General features: G+C 58.6%; 14 protein-coding genes and 1 other annotated feature. Of the genes, 2 read left to right on the top strand and 12 right to left on the bottom strand.

What is annotated here, in order from left to right; translation table 11 throughout:
- Positions 1 to 14: 14 nt before the first annotated feature.
- Complete coding sequence (locus tag C2E15_RS04070; protein WP_104956234.1) at positions 15 to 1,355, bottom strand: ferredoxin reductase domain-containing protein; 1,341 nt, start codon at positions 1,353 to 1,355, stop codon at positions 15 to 17.
- A gap of 137 nt (positions 1,356 to 1,492) precedes the next feature.
- Between C2E15_RS04070 and C2E15_RS21580 the strand changes: the two genes are divergently transcribed.
- Complete coding sequence (locus tag C2E15_RS21580) at positions 1,493 to 1,663, top strand: hypothetical protein (RefSeq protein ID WP_167391828.1); 171 nt, start codon at positions 1,493 to 1,495, stop codon at positions 1,661 to 1,663.
- A gap of 11 nt (positions 1,664 to 1,674) precedes the next feature.
- Here the strand turns inward: C2E15_RS21580 and nhaR are convergent, their stop codons facing one another.
- The 7 genes from nhaR to tal form a co-directional block, all read right to left on the bottom strand.
- Positions 1,675 to 2,568 carry a transcriptional activator NhaR gene (nhaR, locus tag C2E15_RS04065; RefSeq protein ID WP_104956233.1) on the bottom strand — a complete coding sequence of 298 codons (894 nt, stop codon included), beginning with the start codon at positions 2,566 to 2,568 and terminating at the stop codon, positions 1,675 to 1,677.
- Positions 2,569 to 2,618: 50 nt separating this feature from the next.
- On the bottom strand, positions 2,619 to 3,770 hold the full coding sequence (nhaA, locus tag C2E15_RS04060) for a Na+/H+ antiporter NhaA (protein WP_104956232.1): 1,152 nt from the start codon (positions 3,768 to 3,770) through the stop codon (positions 2,619 to 2,621).
- Between the two features lie 232 nt (positions 3,771 to 4,002).
- Positions 4,003 to 5,145 (bottom strand): molecular chaperone DnaJ, encoded by a 1,143-nt coding sequence (gene dnaJ, locus C2E15_RS04055; RefSeq protein WP_104956231.1) that lies wholly within the window; start codon positions 5,143 to 5,145, stop codon positions 4,003 to 4,005.
- A 108-nt stretch (positions 5,146 to 5,253) separates the two neighbouring features.
- Positions 5,254 to 7,164: a molecular chaperone DnaK gene (gene dnaK, locus C2E15_RS04050; protein ID WP_104956230.1), complete on the bottom strand. Its 1,911-nt coding sequence runs from the start codon at positions 7,162 to 7,164 to the stop codon at positions 5,254 to 5,256.
- A 249-nt stretch (positions 7,165 to 7,413) separates the two neighbouring features.
- The gene (locus C2E15_RS04045) at positions 7,414 to 8,724 is read right to left on the bottom strand and encodes an MFS transporter (RefSeq protein ID WP_174705687.1); all 1,311 of its coding nucleotides are present in this window, start codon (positions 8,722 to 8,724) and stop codon (positions 7,414 to 7,416) included.
- Positions 8,725 to 8,842: 118 nt separating this feature from the next.
- Positions 8,843 to 9,430, bottom strand: a complete 588-nt coding sequence (mog, locus tag C2E15_RS04040) for a molybdopterin adenylyltransferase (protein ID WP_104959072.1) — start codon at positions 9,428 to 9,430, stop codon at positions 8,843 to 8,845.
- 129 nt (positions 9,431 to 9,559) lie between these two features.
- On the bottom strand, positions 9,560 to 10,513 hold the full coding sequence (tal, locus tag C2E15_RS04035) for a transaldolase (protein ID WP_104956229.1): 954 nt from the start codon (positions 10,511 to 10,513) through the stop codon (positions 9,560 to 9,562).
- A gap of 209 nt (positions 10,514 to 10,722) precedes the next feature.
- Between tal and yaaA the strand changes: the two genes are divergently transcribed.
- The gene (gene yaaA / locus C2E15_RS04030; protein WP_104956228.1) at positions 10,723 to 11,499 is read left to right on the top strand and encodes a peroxide stress protein YaaA; all 777 of its coding nucleotides are present in this window, start codon (positions 10,723 to 10,725) and stop codon (positions 11,497 to 11,499) included.
- Positions 11,500 to 11,553: 54 nt separating this feature from the next.
- Here the strand turns inward: yaaA and thrC are convergent, their stop codons facing one another.
- The 4 genes from thrC to thrL all read right to left on the bottom strand — a co-directional run bounded on the left by thrC (position 11,554) and on the right by thrL (position 16,390).
- The gene (gene thrC, locus C2E15_RS04025; protein ID WP_104956227.1) at positions 11,554 to 12,840 is read right to left on the bottom strand and encodes a threonine synthase; all 1,287 of its coding nucleotides are present in this window, start codon (positions 12,838 to 12,840) and stop codon (positions 11,554 to 11,556) included.
- Positions 12,841 to 12,843: 3 nt separating this feature from the next.
- Positions 12,844 to 13,773 (bottom strand): homoserine kinase, encoded by a 930-nt coding sequence (thrB, locus tag C2E15_RS04020; protein WP_104956226.1) that lies wholly within the window; start codon positions 13,771 to 13,773, stop codon positions 12,844 to 12,846.
- Position 13,774: 1 nt separating this feature from the next.
- On the bottom strand, positions 13,775 to 16,237 hold the full coding sequence (gene thrA / locus C2E15_RS04015; RefSeq protein ID WP_104956225.1) for a bifunctional aspartate kinase/homoserine dehydrogenase I: 2,463 nt from the start codon (positions 16,235 to 16,237) through the stop codon (positions 13,775 to 13,777).
- Between the two features lie 27 nt (positions 16,238 to 16,264).
- Positions 16,265 to 16,383 (bottom strand) — a sequence feature (Thr leader region).
- On the bottom strand, positions 16,322 to 16,390 hold the full coding sequence (thrL, locus tag C2E15_RS04010; RefSeq protein ID WP_103059984.1) for a thr operon leader peptide: 69 nt from the start codon (positions 16,388 to 16,390) through the stop codon (positions 16,322 to 16,324). It overlaps the preceding feature by 62 nt.
- Positions 16,391 to 16,560 lie beyond the last annotated feature (170 nt).

Genomic DNA, 16,560 nt, shown 5'->3' with positions numbered 1-16,560 from the left:
GCGACGCAGGCGAATCATGAATCCCAGATGGCGCCGTAAGCGGCAATGCCCTGCGCTTCGCACCCTTCCACTACGTAGTCGGTCAGCGGTCGGTTAGCGATACAGATAACCGCCTCCGCATCAATCTCCTTCACTTTCTGACAGGCCAGCGACAACAGATCCGGCTTGCCATGAGCGTCGGTATCCCAGATCAACACGCCGGGATGCGCCGCGATAATCTCATTCACGAAAGCTTCGCCATAGGTAACAATCGGATTGCGCGTTGACCAGATCAGCTTGCAGGGACGCGGATTGTTCACCAGATGCGGCAACAGCGGGCCGATGCCGCTGCCGGTCGCCACGTAGACCACCGAGTTGAAGATTTTATTCATGCTGCCGACGCCGGGCGTGGGGATACCCTTAAACCAGACGTGCGAGGGCGGATTATCGATAAAGCGGCCGGTCCAGTCGCCCGCGCGCGAAATCAGCATCCGGCAGCCGGGCCGGTTAGTCAGCGGAATATTGGCGAACGCATGCCATTCCGTCAGCGGATCGAGGCTAATGGGCAGCGTCGAGCCCGGGAAGGGATCGTGCGGCAGCGCAAACTCGATAATGACGGCATGCGAAGAAGGCCGCGTCACTTTCACCGGTACGCGACGCAGACGCAGCCAGGGAAGGAGAATGCTGCAGGTGATGGTCAGCAGCCCCCAGAAGGCGAACGCATGGCTGACGTGATGCCAGCGCCATTCGCCATGATGACTGTCGCGGATAAACCACAGTACCTGCAGCCAGGAGCAGGCCAGCGCCCCCCAGCCGACGTAGCGATGCATATGCTCGAACAGGTTGTGGTAGCGCCGTCTCACCTGCGGCAGCGCAGTCAGGCAGATCAGGCAGAGCATTAGCACCAGCACCATATTGATGGTCAGCAGTTGCGTCGACAGCCCGCCCTGCGCCTGCTGTTGATAAAATGCCGCCAGGGTAAACAGCAGCAGCCAGACGCAGCTGAAGGTCGCGCAGCCGGAGTGCAGCCCGCCGAACTGATAGACGTTCGCCAGATGGCGGCGCAGCGCCAGCGGCCAGCGCGTCGGTACCCGCCAGACCAGGCGGAACAGGCCGTTAATCAGATACTGCTGACGAATCAGCACCGTCACGCAGAGGTTAGCGATCACCATATTGCCGAAATTACCGGTAGAGATATGGCTCTCGTCCCACCAGCTGCCGCTGGCGAACGCCCAGCTCATTATCGTTAAATTCATCATGCTGACGGTAATAAACAGCATTTGATAATAAGAGAGTGCGGGGAAAGAAAATTGCCGTGTTAATCCCGGGTGGGTAACGTTTAAAACAGACGCCGTTTTATTCTTTTCGTTTTGCATGTTTGCTCCTGAGATGACCTTATTCCGTCCGTTGGATGGACGTCATAACACCGCCGTCAGCGTGCCGGGGAGATATGGGGGTCCTCAAGGTTATGAGTTGTCAGGGCGTAGCGTAAAGAAAGGTAAAATGGCAGTAAATGGATATTGGAAAAATGAGAATTTTGCCTAACCGCCAGGAGATAAAAGAAACGCAGCAAAACGGCAAAACCTCCGTTAATAGCTGGATCGAAAGCCAGGGCGAAATAATCTGTTTTCCCGCCAGCCGCAATGAAGAAAATAAAGGACGGGCGGAAAACAGATCCAGCTAATTTATAATTTATTACCTGCCGCGGAATAATGCGGAAAAATCGTGATTACAGATGCGCTGGACCGCCGGATGCTGGATCATGCGTTCGGCGAAAATAACGTAGTATTCTTCCATCACCTCTTCCAGCCGTCCCACTTCCTGAATCGCACTGTCGTGATAGATATCCTGACCGTAGAGCGTGGGCGCGACAAAAATCGCGTGGTTTGCCGCACCGAAGGCTTTCATCAGCGCCGCATCGTCAAATTCGCCCAGAATTTCTACCTGCAGCGCCTGGTCGTTCAGCCAGCGCTGCAGCTGGCGGCCCAGCATTGAACGGCGACCGGGGATCAGCAGGCGCCGCTCCTCAAGACAGGTGGGAAACGGCCGCTGCGGCAGCGGTGGCGTACACCAGAAGCTGACGCCGCACTCGCCCAGCTTCACGGAAAACAGCCCCTCCTGCTGGGTGGAATCGACCGGACAGTCGGATAAGATCATATCAAGCTTATGCTGGCTCAGCTGCTCCAGCAGCATTTCATGGGTCGATTCAAAACAGCGTAGGTGAATGCGCTCATCGTCCTGCACCGCTGTCTCCAGCACTTTACTTACCAGCCGCTTCGATAGTGCGTCCGCCACGCCGACATCGAACAGCAGGTTAGACTCCTTGCGGTAGTTGACGATATCCATCATCTCCTGGCTGAGCGTGAACATGCGGTCGGCATAGCGGAACACCAGTTGCCCCAGCTCGGTAGGCACTACGCCCCTGCCCTGCCGTCTGAAGAGCTTGCCCTGCAGCCTCTCCTCCAGCGCCTTGATCTGGCCGGTAATGGTCTGCGGCGTCAGAAAAAGCGTTTCCGCCGCGCGGGCAATCGAACCCTGTTTGCACACCTGCCAGAAGTAGTAGAGGTGGTTATAGTTAATCTGCGACATCGATGGCTCCTTATGCGCGGCCGCAGGGCGTTGCCCCCTGGCCGCTACGCTTAACGCAGCCTGCTGCGCAGCAACAGAAAGCCTGACACGGCGGAAATCAGCGAACCGCACAGGATGCCCAGCTTCGCCAGCACTATCAGTTCGGCGCTGAGATCGCCATATGCCAGCGAGGCGATGAAGATCGACATGGTAAAACCAATGCCGCACAGCACGCCGACGGCGGCGATATCGAACAGCGAGCTGCCCTGCGGCAGCTTCGCTACGCCCAGCCGAATGCCCAGCCAGCAGAAAAGTGTAATCCCCAGCGGCTTACCGATAAACAGGCCGAGGATGATGCCCAGCGGCAGCAAGGAGAAGAGATCGCCTGCCGATACGCCATCCAGCGCAACCCCCGCATTAGCGAAGGCGAACAGCGGCAGGATAAGCCAGGTGACCCACGGATGCAGACCATGCTCCAGCGCGCGCGCCGGCGAGACGCCCTCTTTCTCCGCCAGGGGAATAAAGAAACCGACAATGACCCCGGCCAGCGTCGCATGTACGCCCGATTTCAGCACCGCCACCCATAACACGACACCCACCACCATATAGACCGAGGTGCGGCGCACGTTAAAGGCGTTGAGCAGCGCCAGCGCCACGATCGCTGCAGCAGCCACCGACAGCGAGAGCAGCGAGAGATCGCTGGTATAGAACAGCGCGATAATCACGATGGCGCCCAAGTCATCGATAATCGCCAGCGCCATCAGGAAGATTTTCAGCGTGGCCGGCACCCGGCTGCCCAGCAGCGCCAGCACACCGAGCGCAAACGCGATATCGGTGGCGGTCGGGATCGCCCAGCCACTGCGCGTCATCTCATCGCCGCCGTTAAACAGCAGGAAGATGAGTCCCGGCACCAGCATGCCGCCCAGCGCGGCAATCAGCGGAAATATCGCTTTCTCCCGGCTGGCCAGCGCGCCGGAAACCATCTCCCGCTTCACCTCCAGACCGATAGAGAGAAAGAAAACCGCCATCAGCGCATCGTTAATCCACAGCAGCATATCTTTATTGATATGCAGGTCGCCGAAGCGAAACTCCACCGGCATCGCCAGCAGCGAAGCGTAAAAATGTTGGGTCGTATCGATATTCGCCAGCAGCATTGCTAACGCCGCCGCCACGATCAGCACAATGCCGCCTGACGCCTCATTGGCAAAAAAACGCTTAACCATTCCGCACTCCTCTTCGCGAATCATTTACTTTTGCTGCTAAGCATACGTCTTTTAATGGTTCGGCAAAAACAGGTTATTTGGCGCTTTTTACTCGTAAAAAACGAACTGTCTGACCGCAGCTGGCAGGAGAGCGAAAACGCTGCCTTAGAGCGTAACGGATCTACTGGCAGCGGGGAGGATAAACGCGGGATAAAAAAAACGCCCCTTAACGGGGCGTCTGGAGGCGATGCGATTAACGCGTCAAATCGTCGAAAAATTTCTTCACACCGTCGAAAAAGCTCTTCGAGCGCGGGCTGTTTTTCTCGCCGCTCGGGCCACCGAAGCTCTCTTCAAGCTCGCGCAACAGCGATTTCTGTTTCTCGCTCAGGCTGACCGGGGTTTCCACCACCACGCGACACAGCAGGTCACCCTGGCTGCCGCCGCGCACCGATTTCACCCCTTTGCCGCGCATGCGGAACAGCTTGCCGGTCTGCGTTTCCGCAGGCACTTTCAGCTTCACGCGGCCGTCCAGCGTCGGCACTTCGATTTCGCCGCCCAGCGCAGCCATCGCGAAGTTGATCGGCACTTCGCAATAGAGGTTGTTATCTTCACGCTCGAAGATCGGGTGTTTTTTCACCGCCACCTGAACGTAGAGATCGCCCGCCGGCGCGCCATGCTCGCCCGCTTCGCCTTCGCCACTCAGGCGGATACGATCGCCGGTATCGACACCGGCCGGGATTTTCACCGACAACGTTTTCGATTTTTCTACGCGGCCATGTCCGTGACAGGCGTTGCAGGGATCTTTAATGATGGAGCCGCGGCCATGACAGCTCGGGCACGCCTGCTGTACGGTGAAAAAGCCCTGACGCATCTGCACCTGGCCTGCGCCGTGGCAGGTTGGACAGGTCTGCGGCTGCGTGCCGGATTTCGCGCCGCTGCCGTGGCAGACGTCGCACTCCTGCAGGGTGGGAATACGGATCTCTTTGGTCACGCCGCGGACCGCTTCTTCCAGCGTCAACTCCATGTTGTAGCGTAAATCCGCGCCACGCGCCGCGCGCTGACGACGCCCGCCGCCAAAGATATCGCCAAAGACGTCGCCAAAGATATCGCTAAAGTCCGCGCCGCCGCCGAAGCCGCCGCCGCCAAAACCGCCGCCGCCCATGCCGCCCTGTTCAAAGGCTGCATGACCGTACTGATCGTATGCGGCGCGCTTCTGCGCGTCGGTCAGGATTTCGTAAGCCTCTTTAACTTCTTTGAATTTGGCTTCGGCTTCCTTATCCCCCGGATTGCGGTCAGGATGGTATTTCATCGCCAGGCGTTTATAGGCCTTTTTGATTTCACGCTCTTCCGCAGACTTCGGGACGCCTAAAATCTCGTAATAGTCTGTTTTCGCCATTGTTATCTTTCCTGCCCTTAACATGCATGCACGGGCGTGGAGAAACTCCTACGCCCGTGCTGGTTACCAGCGGTTGTCAGGGCAACCGCCGCGCCCGGTCAGGGGCAATTATTTTTTATTGTCTTTCACTTCTTCGAATTCAGCGTCGACAACGTCATCTTCTTTCTTCGCAGAAGCGTCAGCGGCGTCGGCCGGCTGGCCCTGCTGCTGCTGCGCGAACTCCATCAGCTTGCCGGAAACCTGCACCAGCGCCTGGATTTTCGCTTCGATGTCCGCTTTATCTTCACCTTTCAGCGCGGTGTTCAGATCGTTCAGCGCGGATTCGATTGGCGCTTTCTCGTCTGCGGAGATCTTGTCGCCCGCTTCGTCCAGCTGCTTACGGGTGCTATGGGCAATCTGATCGCCCTGGTTGCGCGCCTGTACCAGCTCTTCGAATTTACGGTCAGCTTCGGCGTTCGCTTCAGCGTCGCGCACCATTTTCTGGATTTCGTCTTCATTCAGACCAGAAGAAGCTTTGATGGTGATCTTCTGCTCTTTGCCTGAGTTTTTGTCCTTCGCGGAAACGTGCAGGATACCGTCGGCATCGATATCGAAGGTGACTTCGATCTGCGGCATACCGCGCGGCGCCGGCTGAATACCGTCCAGGTTAAACTGACCCAGCGATTTGTTGTCCGCTGAACGTTTACGCTCACCCTGCAGCACATGGATGGTCACCGCAGACTGGTTGTCTTCAGCGGTAGAGAACACTTGGCTGTGCTTGGTCGGGATGGTGGTGTTCTTGGCGATCAGCGAAGTCATCACGCCGCCCATGGTTTCGATGCCCAGCGACAGCGGGGTCACGTCCAGCAGCAGCACGTCTTTCACGTCGCCTGCCAGCACGCCGCCCTGTACCGCAGCGCCAACGGCAACCGCTTCGTCAGGGTTAACGTCTTTACGCGGCTCTTTACCGAAGAATTCAGCCACTTTCGCCTGTACCATCGGCATACGCGTCTGACCACCGACCAGGATCACGTCGTTGATGTCGGAGACGGAGAGGCCGGCGTCCTGCAGCGCCACTTTCAGCGGCTCAATAGAGCGGGCAACCAGATCTTCTACCAGTGATTCCAGTTTGGCACGGGTCACTTTGATGTTCAGGTGTTTCGGGCCGGTCGCATCCGCCGTAATGTACGGCAGGTTCACGTCAGTCTGCTGCGCGGAGGAAAGCTCGATTTTCGCTTTTTCAGCCGCTTCTTTCAGACGCTGCATTGCCAGCGGATCGTTGTGCAGATCGATACCCTGATCTTTCTTGAACTCAGCAACCAGATAGTTGATCAGACGGCTGTCGAAGTCTTCGCCACCCAGGTGGGTGTCACCGTTGGTCGCCAGAACTTCAAAGGTTTTTTCGCCGTCGACTTCATCGATTTCGATAATAGAGATATCGAAGGTACCGCCGCCCAGGTCATAGACCGCGATGGTGCGGTTGCCCTGACCTTTGTCCAGGCCGTAGGCCAGCGCCGCAGCGGTCGGTTCGTTGATGATGCGTTTTACTTCCAGACCTGCGATACGGCCGGCGTCTTTGGTTGCCTGACGCTGCGCATCGTTAAAGTAGGCTGGTACAGTAATGACCGCTTCGGTTACCGGTTCGCCCAGGTAATCTTCAGCAGTTTTCTTCATTTTTTTCAGCACTTCCGCAGAGATCTGCGGCGGCGCCATTTTCTGGCCTTTCACGTCAAGCCAGGCATCGCCGTTATCGGACTGAGTGATTTTGTAAGGCATGATTTTGATATCACGCTGTACTTCTTCGTCCTGGAAACGACGGCCGATCAGACGTTTGATCGCAAACAGGGTGTTCTGCGGGTTCGTCACAGCCTGACGTTTAGCAGGCTGACCAACCAGGGTTTCACCATCCTGGGTATACGCGATAATTGACGGCGTGGTGCGGTCGCCTTCGGCATTCTCCAGCACGCGCGCTTTGGTGCCATCCATAATGGCAACACATGAGTTGGTTGTACCGAGGTCAATACCAATAATCTTACCCATCTAAACGTCTCCCACTTGAATTCATTGCAAATCAGGTTATGCACACTTAATGCGGGCGGTTTTTGCCGTTTCAACTCCCGGCGCCGCGCTTTTTTTTCCGGGCACATAACCTCGGATGCCAAATAAGATGGGGCCATCCCGGACGGCATCAAGGGCCAAAAGAAAAAAAATTCGCTTTTGCCGCAGAAATCGCCGTCTGCCGCGCGGCGGGGAAAGCGGCTGGCCCCGCCCAACGCGACAGGGCCGTTTTCAGCCGCAGATATCGGCGCGTTCGCCGAGGGGTTCGCCGCCAGCGTCACGTTTAAGCCAGAGGCCGAGCAGCAGGCCGATAGCGGCGAGTGCCAGCACATACCAGGCGGGCGCCAGCGGCGTCAGGGTCATCATCAAGGTCACGCAAATCGGCGTCAGACCGCCGAAAACGGCGTAGGCGATGTTGTAGGAAAAGGAGATGCCGCTAAAGCGTATCGCCGCCGGGAACGCGCGCACCATCACGAAAGGCACCACGCCGACCACGCCGACGCTCAGCCCCGCCGCCGCATAGGTGACAAACAGCGCCGTGACTGAATCGGCGGCATGGGTAAAGAACAGCCAGCTGCACAACGCCAGCAGCAAAGAGCCGCCAATCAGCACGCGCGCGGCGCCCAGCCTGTCAGCCAGCAGCCCAAAGAGAATGCAGCCCAGCAGCAGCATCACGGTGGCCAGGCTGTTAGCCTGCAGCGTCAGCGCAGCGGACAGGCCATGCTGCTTTTGCAGCAGCGCGGGCGCCATCAAAATGACCACGACAATGCAGGCGGAGAGCAGCCAGGTCAGCAACATAGAGAGCGCCACGGCGCGTTTGTGATGTTGAAAAACGCGGCGCAGCGGCAGCGCCTCAGAGAGCGCCTTGCGCGCCTGCATCTGCTGAAATACCGGGGTTTCCTGCAGCCAGCGGCGCAGGTACATCGCCGCCAGACCAAAGGCGCCGCCGATAAAGAAAGGAATACGCCAGCCGCCGGCGGCGATGGCCGCAGGCGAAAGCGTGGCATTGATCAGGGTGGCGACAAGCGATCCCAGCAGAATGCCGGCGGTCAACCCGGCGGTCAGCGTGCCGCAGGCGATACCGATGCGCTTTTCCGGCACATGCTCCGCGACGAAAACCCAGGCGCCCGGCACTTCGCCGCCGATGGCGGCGCCCTGCAGCATGCGCATCAGCAAAAGCAGTAGCGGCGCCGCCATGCCGATAGCATGGTAATCGGGCAACATGCCTATCGCCAGCGTCGGCAGCGCCATCAACAGAATGCTCAGGCTGAACATTTTTTTGCGCCCTCCCCGATCGCCAAAGTGCGCCATCACCATGCCGCCCAACGGGCGCGCCAGATAGCCGGCGGCGAAAATGCCAAAGGTTTGTAGCTGACGCAGCCAGTCAGGAATATCGGGTGGAAAGAACAGCTCGCCGATCGCCGCCGCGAAGAAAACGAAGATAATAAAATCGTAGAATTCAAGCGCGCCGCCCAGAGCGGCCAGCGACAGCGTCTTATAATCTTGCCGGTTGAGTCGGCGAGTCTGTGGGTTATCCAGCATGGCGTACGCATCCAGAGGCGAGAAAAAGTTGGCGTTTAGCTGTAAAACTCCCGTTACTATAACGTCAACTTTTCTCGACACCAGCGGCGCTGGATCTTATGCCTGAAAAAGCGGATTTTCAGGCGTTTGTATCACGTCGGGCGCTTTTCGGGCGAAAAGCTGCTACTACCTGCGGATCCGTTTCAATATAAGGGCCTTCCAGCAGCTGAATGCAATATGGCACGCTGGCGAAAATGCCGGGCACCAGCGTCGCGCCCTGCTCATCTTTCAGCCCTTCCAGCGTCTCTTTGATCGATTTCGGCTGGCCCGGCAGATTCAGGATCAGCGACTGTTTACGGATCACACCGGTCTGGCGCGACAGAATCGCCGTCGGCACAAAGCGCAGGCTGATCTGGCGCATCTGCTCACCGAAGCCCGGCATCACCCGATCGGCGACGGCCAGCGTCGCGTCCGGCGTCACGTCGCGGCGCGCCGGCCCGGTGCCGCCGGTGGTCAGCACCAGATGGCAGAACCGCTCATCCACCAGCTCGCAGAGCGCTTCCTCGATCAGCGGCTGCTCATCCGGCACCAGGCGCGTCTCGATAACAAAGGGGGTGGTCAGCGCCGAGGCGAGCCAGCTTTCCAGCGCCGGAATGCCCTGATCCTGATAAATGCCGTTAGCGGCGCGATCTGAAACGGAAATAAGTCCAATGCGTAACGTATTCATAATGTTATTCATGAGAGGTACCGCCGCAGCGCGATCGGTAAGGGTTTGAGATTGTCGCCAAGGATACTACAGGGAGAGAAAAGATGCCTGCGCTGCCGCAGCCGATGCGTCGGCTGCGGCAGAGGATGATTACAGCAGATCTGCGATCATTTTTTCCAGCTTGCCCTGGTCAACCGCAAAGTTGCGGATGCCCTGCGCCAGTTTGTCTACCGCCATCGGGTCCTGGTTATGCTGCCACAGGAATTCCGCTTCGGTCATTTTCGCCGGACGCGCTTTGACTTCGCCGCTGAAAGAGAGTTTACGCTCAACGCTGCCTTCGCTCTCGGCCAGCTCTTTCAGCAGAGACGGAGAGATGGTCAGACGGTCACAGCCGGCCAGTTCCAGAATTTCGCCGACGTTGCGGAAGCTGGCGCCCATCACCACGGTCTCGTAGCCGTGCTGTTTGTAGTACTCATAGATTTCGCTAACGGAAACCACGCCCGGATCTTCGTGCGGCGCGTACTCTTTTTTGTCGGTATTGGCTTTATACCAATCGAGGATACGGCCAACGAACGGAGAGATCAGGTAAACGCCCGCTTCGGCGCAGGCGCGCGCCTGCGCGAAGGAGAACAGCAGCGTCAGGTTACAGTTGATGCCCTCTTTTTCCAGCTGCTCAGCGGCGCGGATGCCCTGCCAGGTGGAGGCGAGTTTAATCAGGATGCGGTCGTTGCTGATGCCGGCGTCGTTATAGAGCTTAATCAGGCTGCGCGCTTTGGCGATGCTCGCTTCGGTATCGTAAGAGAGACGAGCATCCACTTCGGTGGAGATGCGGCCCGGGATCAGCTTCAGAATTTCCAGACCGATATTTACCGCCAGCTTGTCAGAGGCGTACTGAATTTGTTCTTCTTTATTGCTGCTCTGCTGACGCGCCCAGCTGATAGCTTCATCGATCAGCTTGCGGTATTCCGGGATCTGCGCGGCGTTGAGAATCAGAGAAGGGTTGGTGGTGGCGTCCTGCGGCTGGTACAGCTTCATTGCTGCGATATCGCCGGTGTCGGCAACGACAGTTGTCAGCTGACGCAAAGAAGTAAGTTTATCCGTCATGATGGGTTCTCTTGATATGTCACTGTCAGGGGTAAAAGTCTGTTGCGATAATATCATGCGCAATCCGACGCGCAATGCGCGGATGATGCGAATCGCACAGGCCTGACCGATAGTAATGATTTGCCTGAGCGCGACGCTTTTTTGTTAACATCGGCGGCGAGAACCGAGAAAAGAGAACAGAACCTGCGGGTTACGCTAAGGAATTCCCTATGTTGATGGTCATATCGCCAGCCAAGACGCTTGACTACGCCACGCCGCTGGCCACGCAGCGCTATACGCAGCCCGCGCTGTTAGAAAAATCACAAGAACTGGTCGCGGTAGCGCGCACGCTGACGCCCGCCGATATCGCCTCGCTGATGAGTATTAGTGATAAGCTGGCGCTGCTGAACGCCGAACGTTTCAACGACTGGCACCCGCACTTTACGTCGGAAAACGCGCGCCAGGCGATTCTGGCGTTTAAAGGCGATGTTTATACCGGCCTGCAGGCAGAGCGATTTAGCGAGGCGGATTTCGATTTCGCCCAGCAGCACCTGCGCATGCTGTCAGGGCTTTATGGCGTGCTGCGCCCGTTGGATCTGATGCAGCCCTACCGTCTGGAGATGGGCACCCGGCTGCCAAACCCGGCGGGGAAAGATCTCTACAGCTTCTGGGGCGAAACCCTGACGCAAACGCTGAACGCCGCGCTGGCGGCGCAGGGCGACGATCTGTTGATCAACCTCGCCTCCGACGAATACTTCCGCGCCGTACAGCCGAAAAAGATCAACGGCCGGATTATTAAGCCCGTGTTCCTCGACGAGAAAAACGGCAAGTTCAAAGTCATTAGCTTCTACGCCAAGAAGGCGCGCGGCCTGATGTGCCGCTATATCATCGAAAATCGCCTGAGCGACGCACGACAGCTGACTGAATTCAATCTGGAAGGCTATTTCTTCGATGCGGCGGGCAGCCGCGGCGATGAACTGGTATTTAAGCGCCACGAACAGGCGTAAGCGCCGGATAACAAAAAGCCGCCCCGGAGGCGGCTTTTTTATTGCGGATACCGGTTACAGCTGCGTTAAGAAAAAGCGCAGCTCGGCGAAATCCGGCTTCATCTCATGCGACAGCAGCGGCAACCCGGCGCGCTCTGCCAGCTCCGGCGGCAGCGGCAGCGTCTGCTGCAGGATCGCTTCAACGCTCTCCTTAAACTTCGCCGGATGCGCGGTGCCGAGGAACAGGCCATATTCACCCGGCTGCAGCTGCTCGCGCAGCATATGCCAGGCGATGGCGGCGTGCGGCTCAGAAACATAGCCCAGCTGCGCCAGTTCACGCATCGCGCCGCGGGTGGTCTCATCATCCACCGCGCCAAAACCGAGATCGCTCAGGCGCCAGGTTTTGCGGCGGAACAGCTCCTCGACGCGCGGCCAGTTGTTCGGCTGGCTGACATCCATCGCGTTCGACAGCGTAGAAACGGTGGTATTCGGCTGCCAGGCGCCGCTGGCGAGAAAACGCGGCACCGTATCGTTGCGGTTGGTGGCGGCGATAAAGCGCTTCACCGGCAGCCCCAGCGATTTCGCCAGCAGGCCCGCCGTCAGATCGCCGAAGTTGCCGCTCGGCACCGAGATCACCAGCTGATTGCGTTTCTCCTGCGGCAGCTGCGCTACCGCCTCGAAGTAGTAGCAGATCTGCGCCAGCAGGCGGCTGATGTTAATGGAGTTCGCCGAGTTAAGGCCGATCGCTTTTTTCAGCTCTTCGTCGTCAAACGCCTGCTTTACCAGCGCCTGACAGGCATCGAAATCGCCGTCGATGGCAAGGGTGTGGATATTGCCGCCCAGCGTACAGAACAGCTTCTCCTGCAGCGGGCTGATTTTGCCCTGCGGATAGAGGATCACCACGCGCACGTTTTCCATGCCGTAAAATGCGTGAGCGACCGCCGCGCCGGTATCGCCGGAGGTCGCCGTCAGGATGGTGAGCTGCTCATCGGAGCCGCTGATATAGGAGAGCATCTGCGCCATAAAACGGCCGCCGAAATCTTTAAACGCCAGCGTCGGGCCGTGGAACAGCTCCAGACAGGCGATATCTTCCGTGACCTGCGCCACCGGCGCCGGAAACGCGAACGCTGCCTTTACCCGCTCCGCCAGCTGATGCGCAGGGATCTCGTCGCCGATATAGGCGGAAAGGATCTTGCTGCTGCGGGTGACGAAATCCATCTCCAGCATGGCGTCGATATCGGTCAGCTCAAATTCCGGCAGCTCCAGCGGAAAGAACAGCCCCTGCTGCTTGCCCAGGCCCTGCTTCACCGCCTGCGCGAAACTAACCTGTTCGTTATGATCCTTAAGATTGTAGAGTTTCATGCGTTATCCCAGTTTTCGTGCGCCCGCCGTGTCGGCACGGCAAATATGGACGAAGCCTTCATCATTTTGCAGATAGTGTTGCTGCAGCCAGTCTGCCATTCGCTGCGCCGTGTCGCGGTTATCGCAGACCGCAAACAGCGTCGGACCGGACCCGGAAATGCCGCAGGCGAGCGCGCCGATATCCTGCGCCGCCTGGCGCGCTTCGGCGAAGCCCGGCAGCAGCCTGGTGCGGTACGGCTCAGCAATCACATCGCGCATCAGTTTCGCCGCCAGCTGCGGCTGGGCGGTATGACAGGCGTGAATAAAGCCCGCCAGGTAGCGCCCGTGCTTAATACAATCCTCTTTGCGATACTGCGCCGGCAGGATCGCCCGCGCCTCGGCGGTAGAAACCTTAATGCCGGGATAGGCCATTACCCACAGCCAGTCATCAAAACAGGGCACCGCCTGGCTGATGATGCCGTTCTCTTCCAGCATCAGCTGCAGACCGCCCAGGAAACAGGGCGCCACGTTATCGTAGTGTACGCTGCCGGAAATGCGCCCTTCCAGCTCGCCCATCAGCGCCAGCAGCTGGTTGTCATCCAGCGGCCTGCCGCAAAATTCGTTCATCGCCATCAGGCCCGCTACCACGGAGCAGGCGCTGGAGCCCAGGCCGGAGCCTATCGGCATGTTTTTCTCCAGCGTCATGCGCACCGGCACGGTTTTGCCGATAGCTTCGCAAAAGCGCGTCCAGCACTGGTAAACGATATTCTCTTCCCTGTTCGCCGGCAGCTTGCTGACAAAACGGCCCTGATTCTCCAGGCTGAAGCTCTCCGCCGCCTCAACGGTGACGCAGTCGCCCAGCAGCGAGCCATCCAGCGGCGACACCGCCGCGCCCAGTACGTCAAAGCCGACGCTGACGTTGCCGATTGAGGCCGGCGCGTAAATTTTCACCATGTTAAACTCCTAACTTCCATGACAGCGTGCGCAGCAGATCGGCGAACACCCCGGCGGCGGTGACGTCATTGCCGGCGCCGTAACCGCGCAGCACCAGCGGAATCGGCTGGTAGTAGCGGCTGTAAAACGCCAGCGCGTTCTCGCCGTTTTTCACTTTATACAGCGGATCATTGCCGTCGACCGCGTCGATCTTCACGCGGCAGCGGCCGCCCTCTTCTATTGCGCCGACAAAGCGCAGCACTTTGCCCGCCTCGCGCGCGGCCTGCACGCGGCTGGCGAACGCATCGTCCAGCTCCGGCAGACGCTGCATAAAGGTATCGACATCGGCGATAGCGGTGAATGCCGGTGGCAGCAGCGGTTCGATATCGATATCGCTCAGCTCCAGCTGATGGCCCGCCTCACGCGCCAGGATCAGTAACTTACGCGCCACATCCATACCTGACAGATCGTCGCGCGGATCCGGCTCGGTAAAGCCCATGTCGCGCGCCAGCCTCGTCGCTTCCGACAGCGATACGCCTTCATCCAGCTTGCCGAAAATAAAGGAGAGCGAGCCGGAAAGAATACCGGAGAAGCTGATCAGCTCATCGCCGGCGTTCAGCAGGTTTTGCAGGTTTTCAATCACCGGCAGCCCGGCGCCGACGTTGGTGTCATAGAGGAATTTGCGGCGCGACTTCGCTGCCGCCGCGCGCAACTGCTGATAGTAGTTCCAGGAAGAGGTATTGGCCTTTTTATTTGGCGTCACGATATGGAAGCCTTCCGCCAGGAAACCGGCATACTGATCGGCGACCGCCTGGCTTGAAGTACAGTCGACGATCACCGGATTCAGCAGATGATACTCCTTCGCCAGACGGACCAGGCGCTCTGCGTTAAACGGCTCGCTGGCGTCGCGCAGCGCCTCCTGCCAGTTGCTGAGATCGATGCCGTGGACATTGGTCAGCAGCGCTTTCGAATTGGCGATGCCGCAGACGCGCAGATCGATATGCTTGTTCTTCAGCCAGGCCTGCTGGCGATGCAGCTGCTCCAGCAGCGCGCCGCCGACGCCGCCGACGCCGACCACGAACACTTCAATCACCTGATCGGTATTGAACAGCATCTGATGCACCACGCGCACCGCGGTGGTGGCATCATCGTTATTCACCACCACTGAGATGGAGCGCTCTGACGAGCCCTGGGCGATGGCAACAATATTGATATTGGCGCGTGCCAGCGCCGCAAAGAACTTCGCAGAGATGCCGCGTTGAGTACGCATGTTGTCGCCGACCACTGAGACGATTGCCAGCTGCTCCATCACATCCAGCGGCTCCAGCAGCCCGTTTTTCAGCTCCAGATAAAACTCCTCTTCCAGCACGCGGCGCGCGCGCGCCTGCTCGTTCTGCGGCACGCAGAAGCTGATGCTGTATTCAGAAGAGGATTGGGTGATCAGCACAACAGAGATACCGGCGCGCGACATGGCGGCAAAGACACGCGCCGCCATGCCGATCATCCCCTTCATACCGGGGCCGGAGACGTTAAACATCGCCATGCTGTTCAGGTTGGTGATGCCCTTCACCGGATTGCGATCGTCGCTGACATCGCCGCCGATCAGCGTGCCGGGCGCCTGCGGGTTGGCGGTGTTTTTAATCAGGCAGGGGATCTGGAACTGGGCGATAGGCGCGATGGTGCGGGGGTGCAGTACCTTGGCGCCGAAGTAGGACAGCTCCATCGCCTCGCGGTAGGACATCGATTTCAGCAGGCGGGCGTCCGGCACCTGGCGCGGATCGCAGGTATAGACGCCGTCGACGTCGGTCCAGATTTCACAGCAGTCGGCGCGCAAACAGGCGGCCAGCACCGCTGCGGAATAGTCGGAGCCGTTGCGCCCCAGCACCACCAGCTCGCCGCGCTCATTGCCGGCGGTAAAGCCCGCCATCAGGATCATGCTGTCGGCCGGAATATGGCTGGCGGCGATGCGGCGCGTCGATTCAGCGATATCGACCGTCGATTCCAGGTAGTGGCCATGCGCCAGTAGCATGCTGACCGGATCGATAACGCTGACGCGATGGCCGCGCGCCTGCAGCAGCGCTTCCATAATCGCAATCGAGAGCTTTTCGCCCCGGCAGATGATGGCCGCATTGACGCTGTCGGGACACTGCCCCAGCAGGCTGATGCCGTGCAGCGTCTGTTTCAGCTGCGCGAACTCTTTATCGACCAGCGCCTGCATGCGCTCCGAGGCGAAGCCCGGCTGCGCGCTTTGCAGGCCCTGCAGCAGCGCAGCGAAGATCTGTTCGGCGTCGCTGATATTCGGCACGGCATCCTGACCGCTGATGGTTTTCTCGATCATCGCCACCAGGTGGTTAGTGATTTTAGCGGGCGCGGAGAGTACGGTGGCGACCTGTCCCTGCTGCGCGTTGCTTTCAAGTATGTCGGCAACACGCAGAAAACGTTCCGCATTTGCCACTGAGGTCCCGCCGAATTTCAGCACTCGCATCGTTTGAAAATCTCCTGAATTTAAGCCGAAAAAAAAGCCCGCACCTTGTCGGGTGCGGGCTTTTTCTCTTTTTTCCTGTATGCGTCAGCCCGCACCGTTACCTGTGGTAATGGTGGTTGTAATAATGGTGGTGTTCAGGCTGTTTGTACGCATGTGATTTTTGTCTGTCTGTTCCATGTCTGTCTGCTTTTCAGAAGTAAAGCAATCGCCGGATGAAGTCAATGGATTTATCGGCGGCCGGCGCCGAAGCGCGCAACAGCGGAAAGCTTAAATGCCGCTTCCCGCCTGGCGAATCTTTTCCCTCTTTTCGTCAGGCTGGCATC

The sequence above is a fragment of the Mixta gaviniae genome (assembly GCF_002953195.1).
Classification (GTDB): domain Bacteria; phylum Pseudomonadota; class Gammaproteobacteria; order Enterobacterales; family Enterobacteriaceae; genus Mixta; species Mixta gaviniae.
This window is presented reverse-complemented; position numbering and strand designations above follow the sequence as displayed.

Excerpts from the sequence above, each read along its gene's own strand:
- C2E15_RS04070 (WP_104956234.1), bottom strand. The coding sequence starts at position 1,355 with ATGCAAAACGAAAAGAATAAAACGGCGTCTGTTTTAAACGTTACCCAC.
- C2E15_RS21580 (WP_167391828.1), top strand. The coding sequence starts at position 1,493 with ATGGATATTGGAAAAATGAGAATTTTGCCTAACCGCCAGGAGATAAAA.
- nhaR (WP_104956233.1), bottom strand. The coding sequence starts at position 2,568 with ATGTCGCAGATTAACTATAACCACCTCTACTACTTCTGGCAGGTGTGC.
- nhaA (WP_104956232.1), bottom strand. The coding sequence starts at position 3,770 with ATGGTTAAGCGTTTTTTTGCCAATGAGGCGTCAGGCGGCATTGTGCTG.
- dnaJ (WP_104956231.1), bottom strand. The coding sequence starts at position 5,145 with ATGGCGAAAACAGACTATTACGAGATTTTAGGCGTCCCGAAGTCTGCG.
- dnaK (WP_104956230.1), bottom strand. The coding sequence starts at position 7,164 with ATGGGTAAGATTATTGGTATTGACCTCGGTACAACCAACTCATGTGTT.
- C2E15_RS04045 (WP_174705687.1), bottom strand. The coding sequence starts at position 8,724 with ATGCTGGATAACCCACAGACTCGCCGACTCAACCGGCAAGATTATAAG.
- mog (WP_104959072.1), bottom strand. The coding sequence starts at position 9,430 with ATGAATACGTTACGCATTGGACTTATTTCCGTTTCAGATCGCGCCGCT.
- tal (WP_104956229.1), bottom strand. The coding sequence starts at position 10,513 with ATGACGGATAAACTTACTTCTTTGCGTCAGCTGACAACTGTCGTTGCC.
- yaaA (WP_104956228.1), top strand. The coding sequence starts at position 10,723 with ATGTTGATGGTCATATCGCCAGCCAAGACGCTTGACTACGCCACGCCG.
- thrC (WP_104956227.1), bottom strand. The coding sequence starts at position 12,840 with ATGAAACTCTACAATCTTAAGGATCATAACGAACAGGTTAGTTTCGCG.
- thrB (WP_104956226.1), bottom strand. The coding sequence starts at position 13,773 with ATGGTGAAAATTTACGCGCCGGCCTCAATCGGCAACGTCAGCGTCGGC.
- thrA (WP_104956225.1), bottom strand. The coding sequence starts at position 16,237 with ATGCGAGTGCTGAAATTCGGCGGGACCTCAGTGGCAAATGCGGAACGT.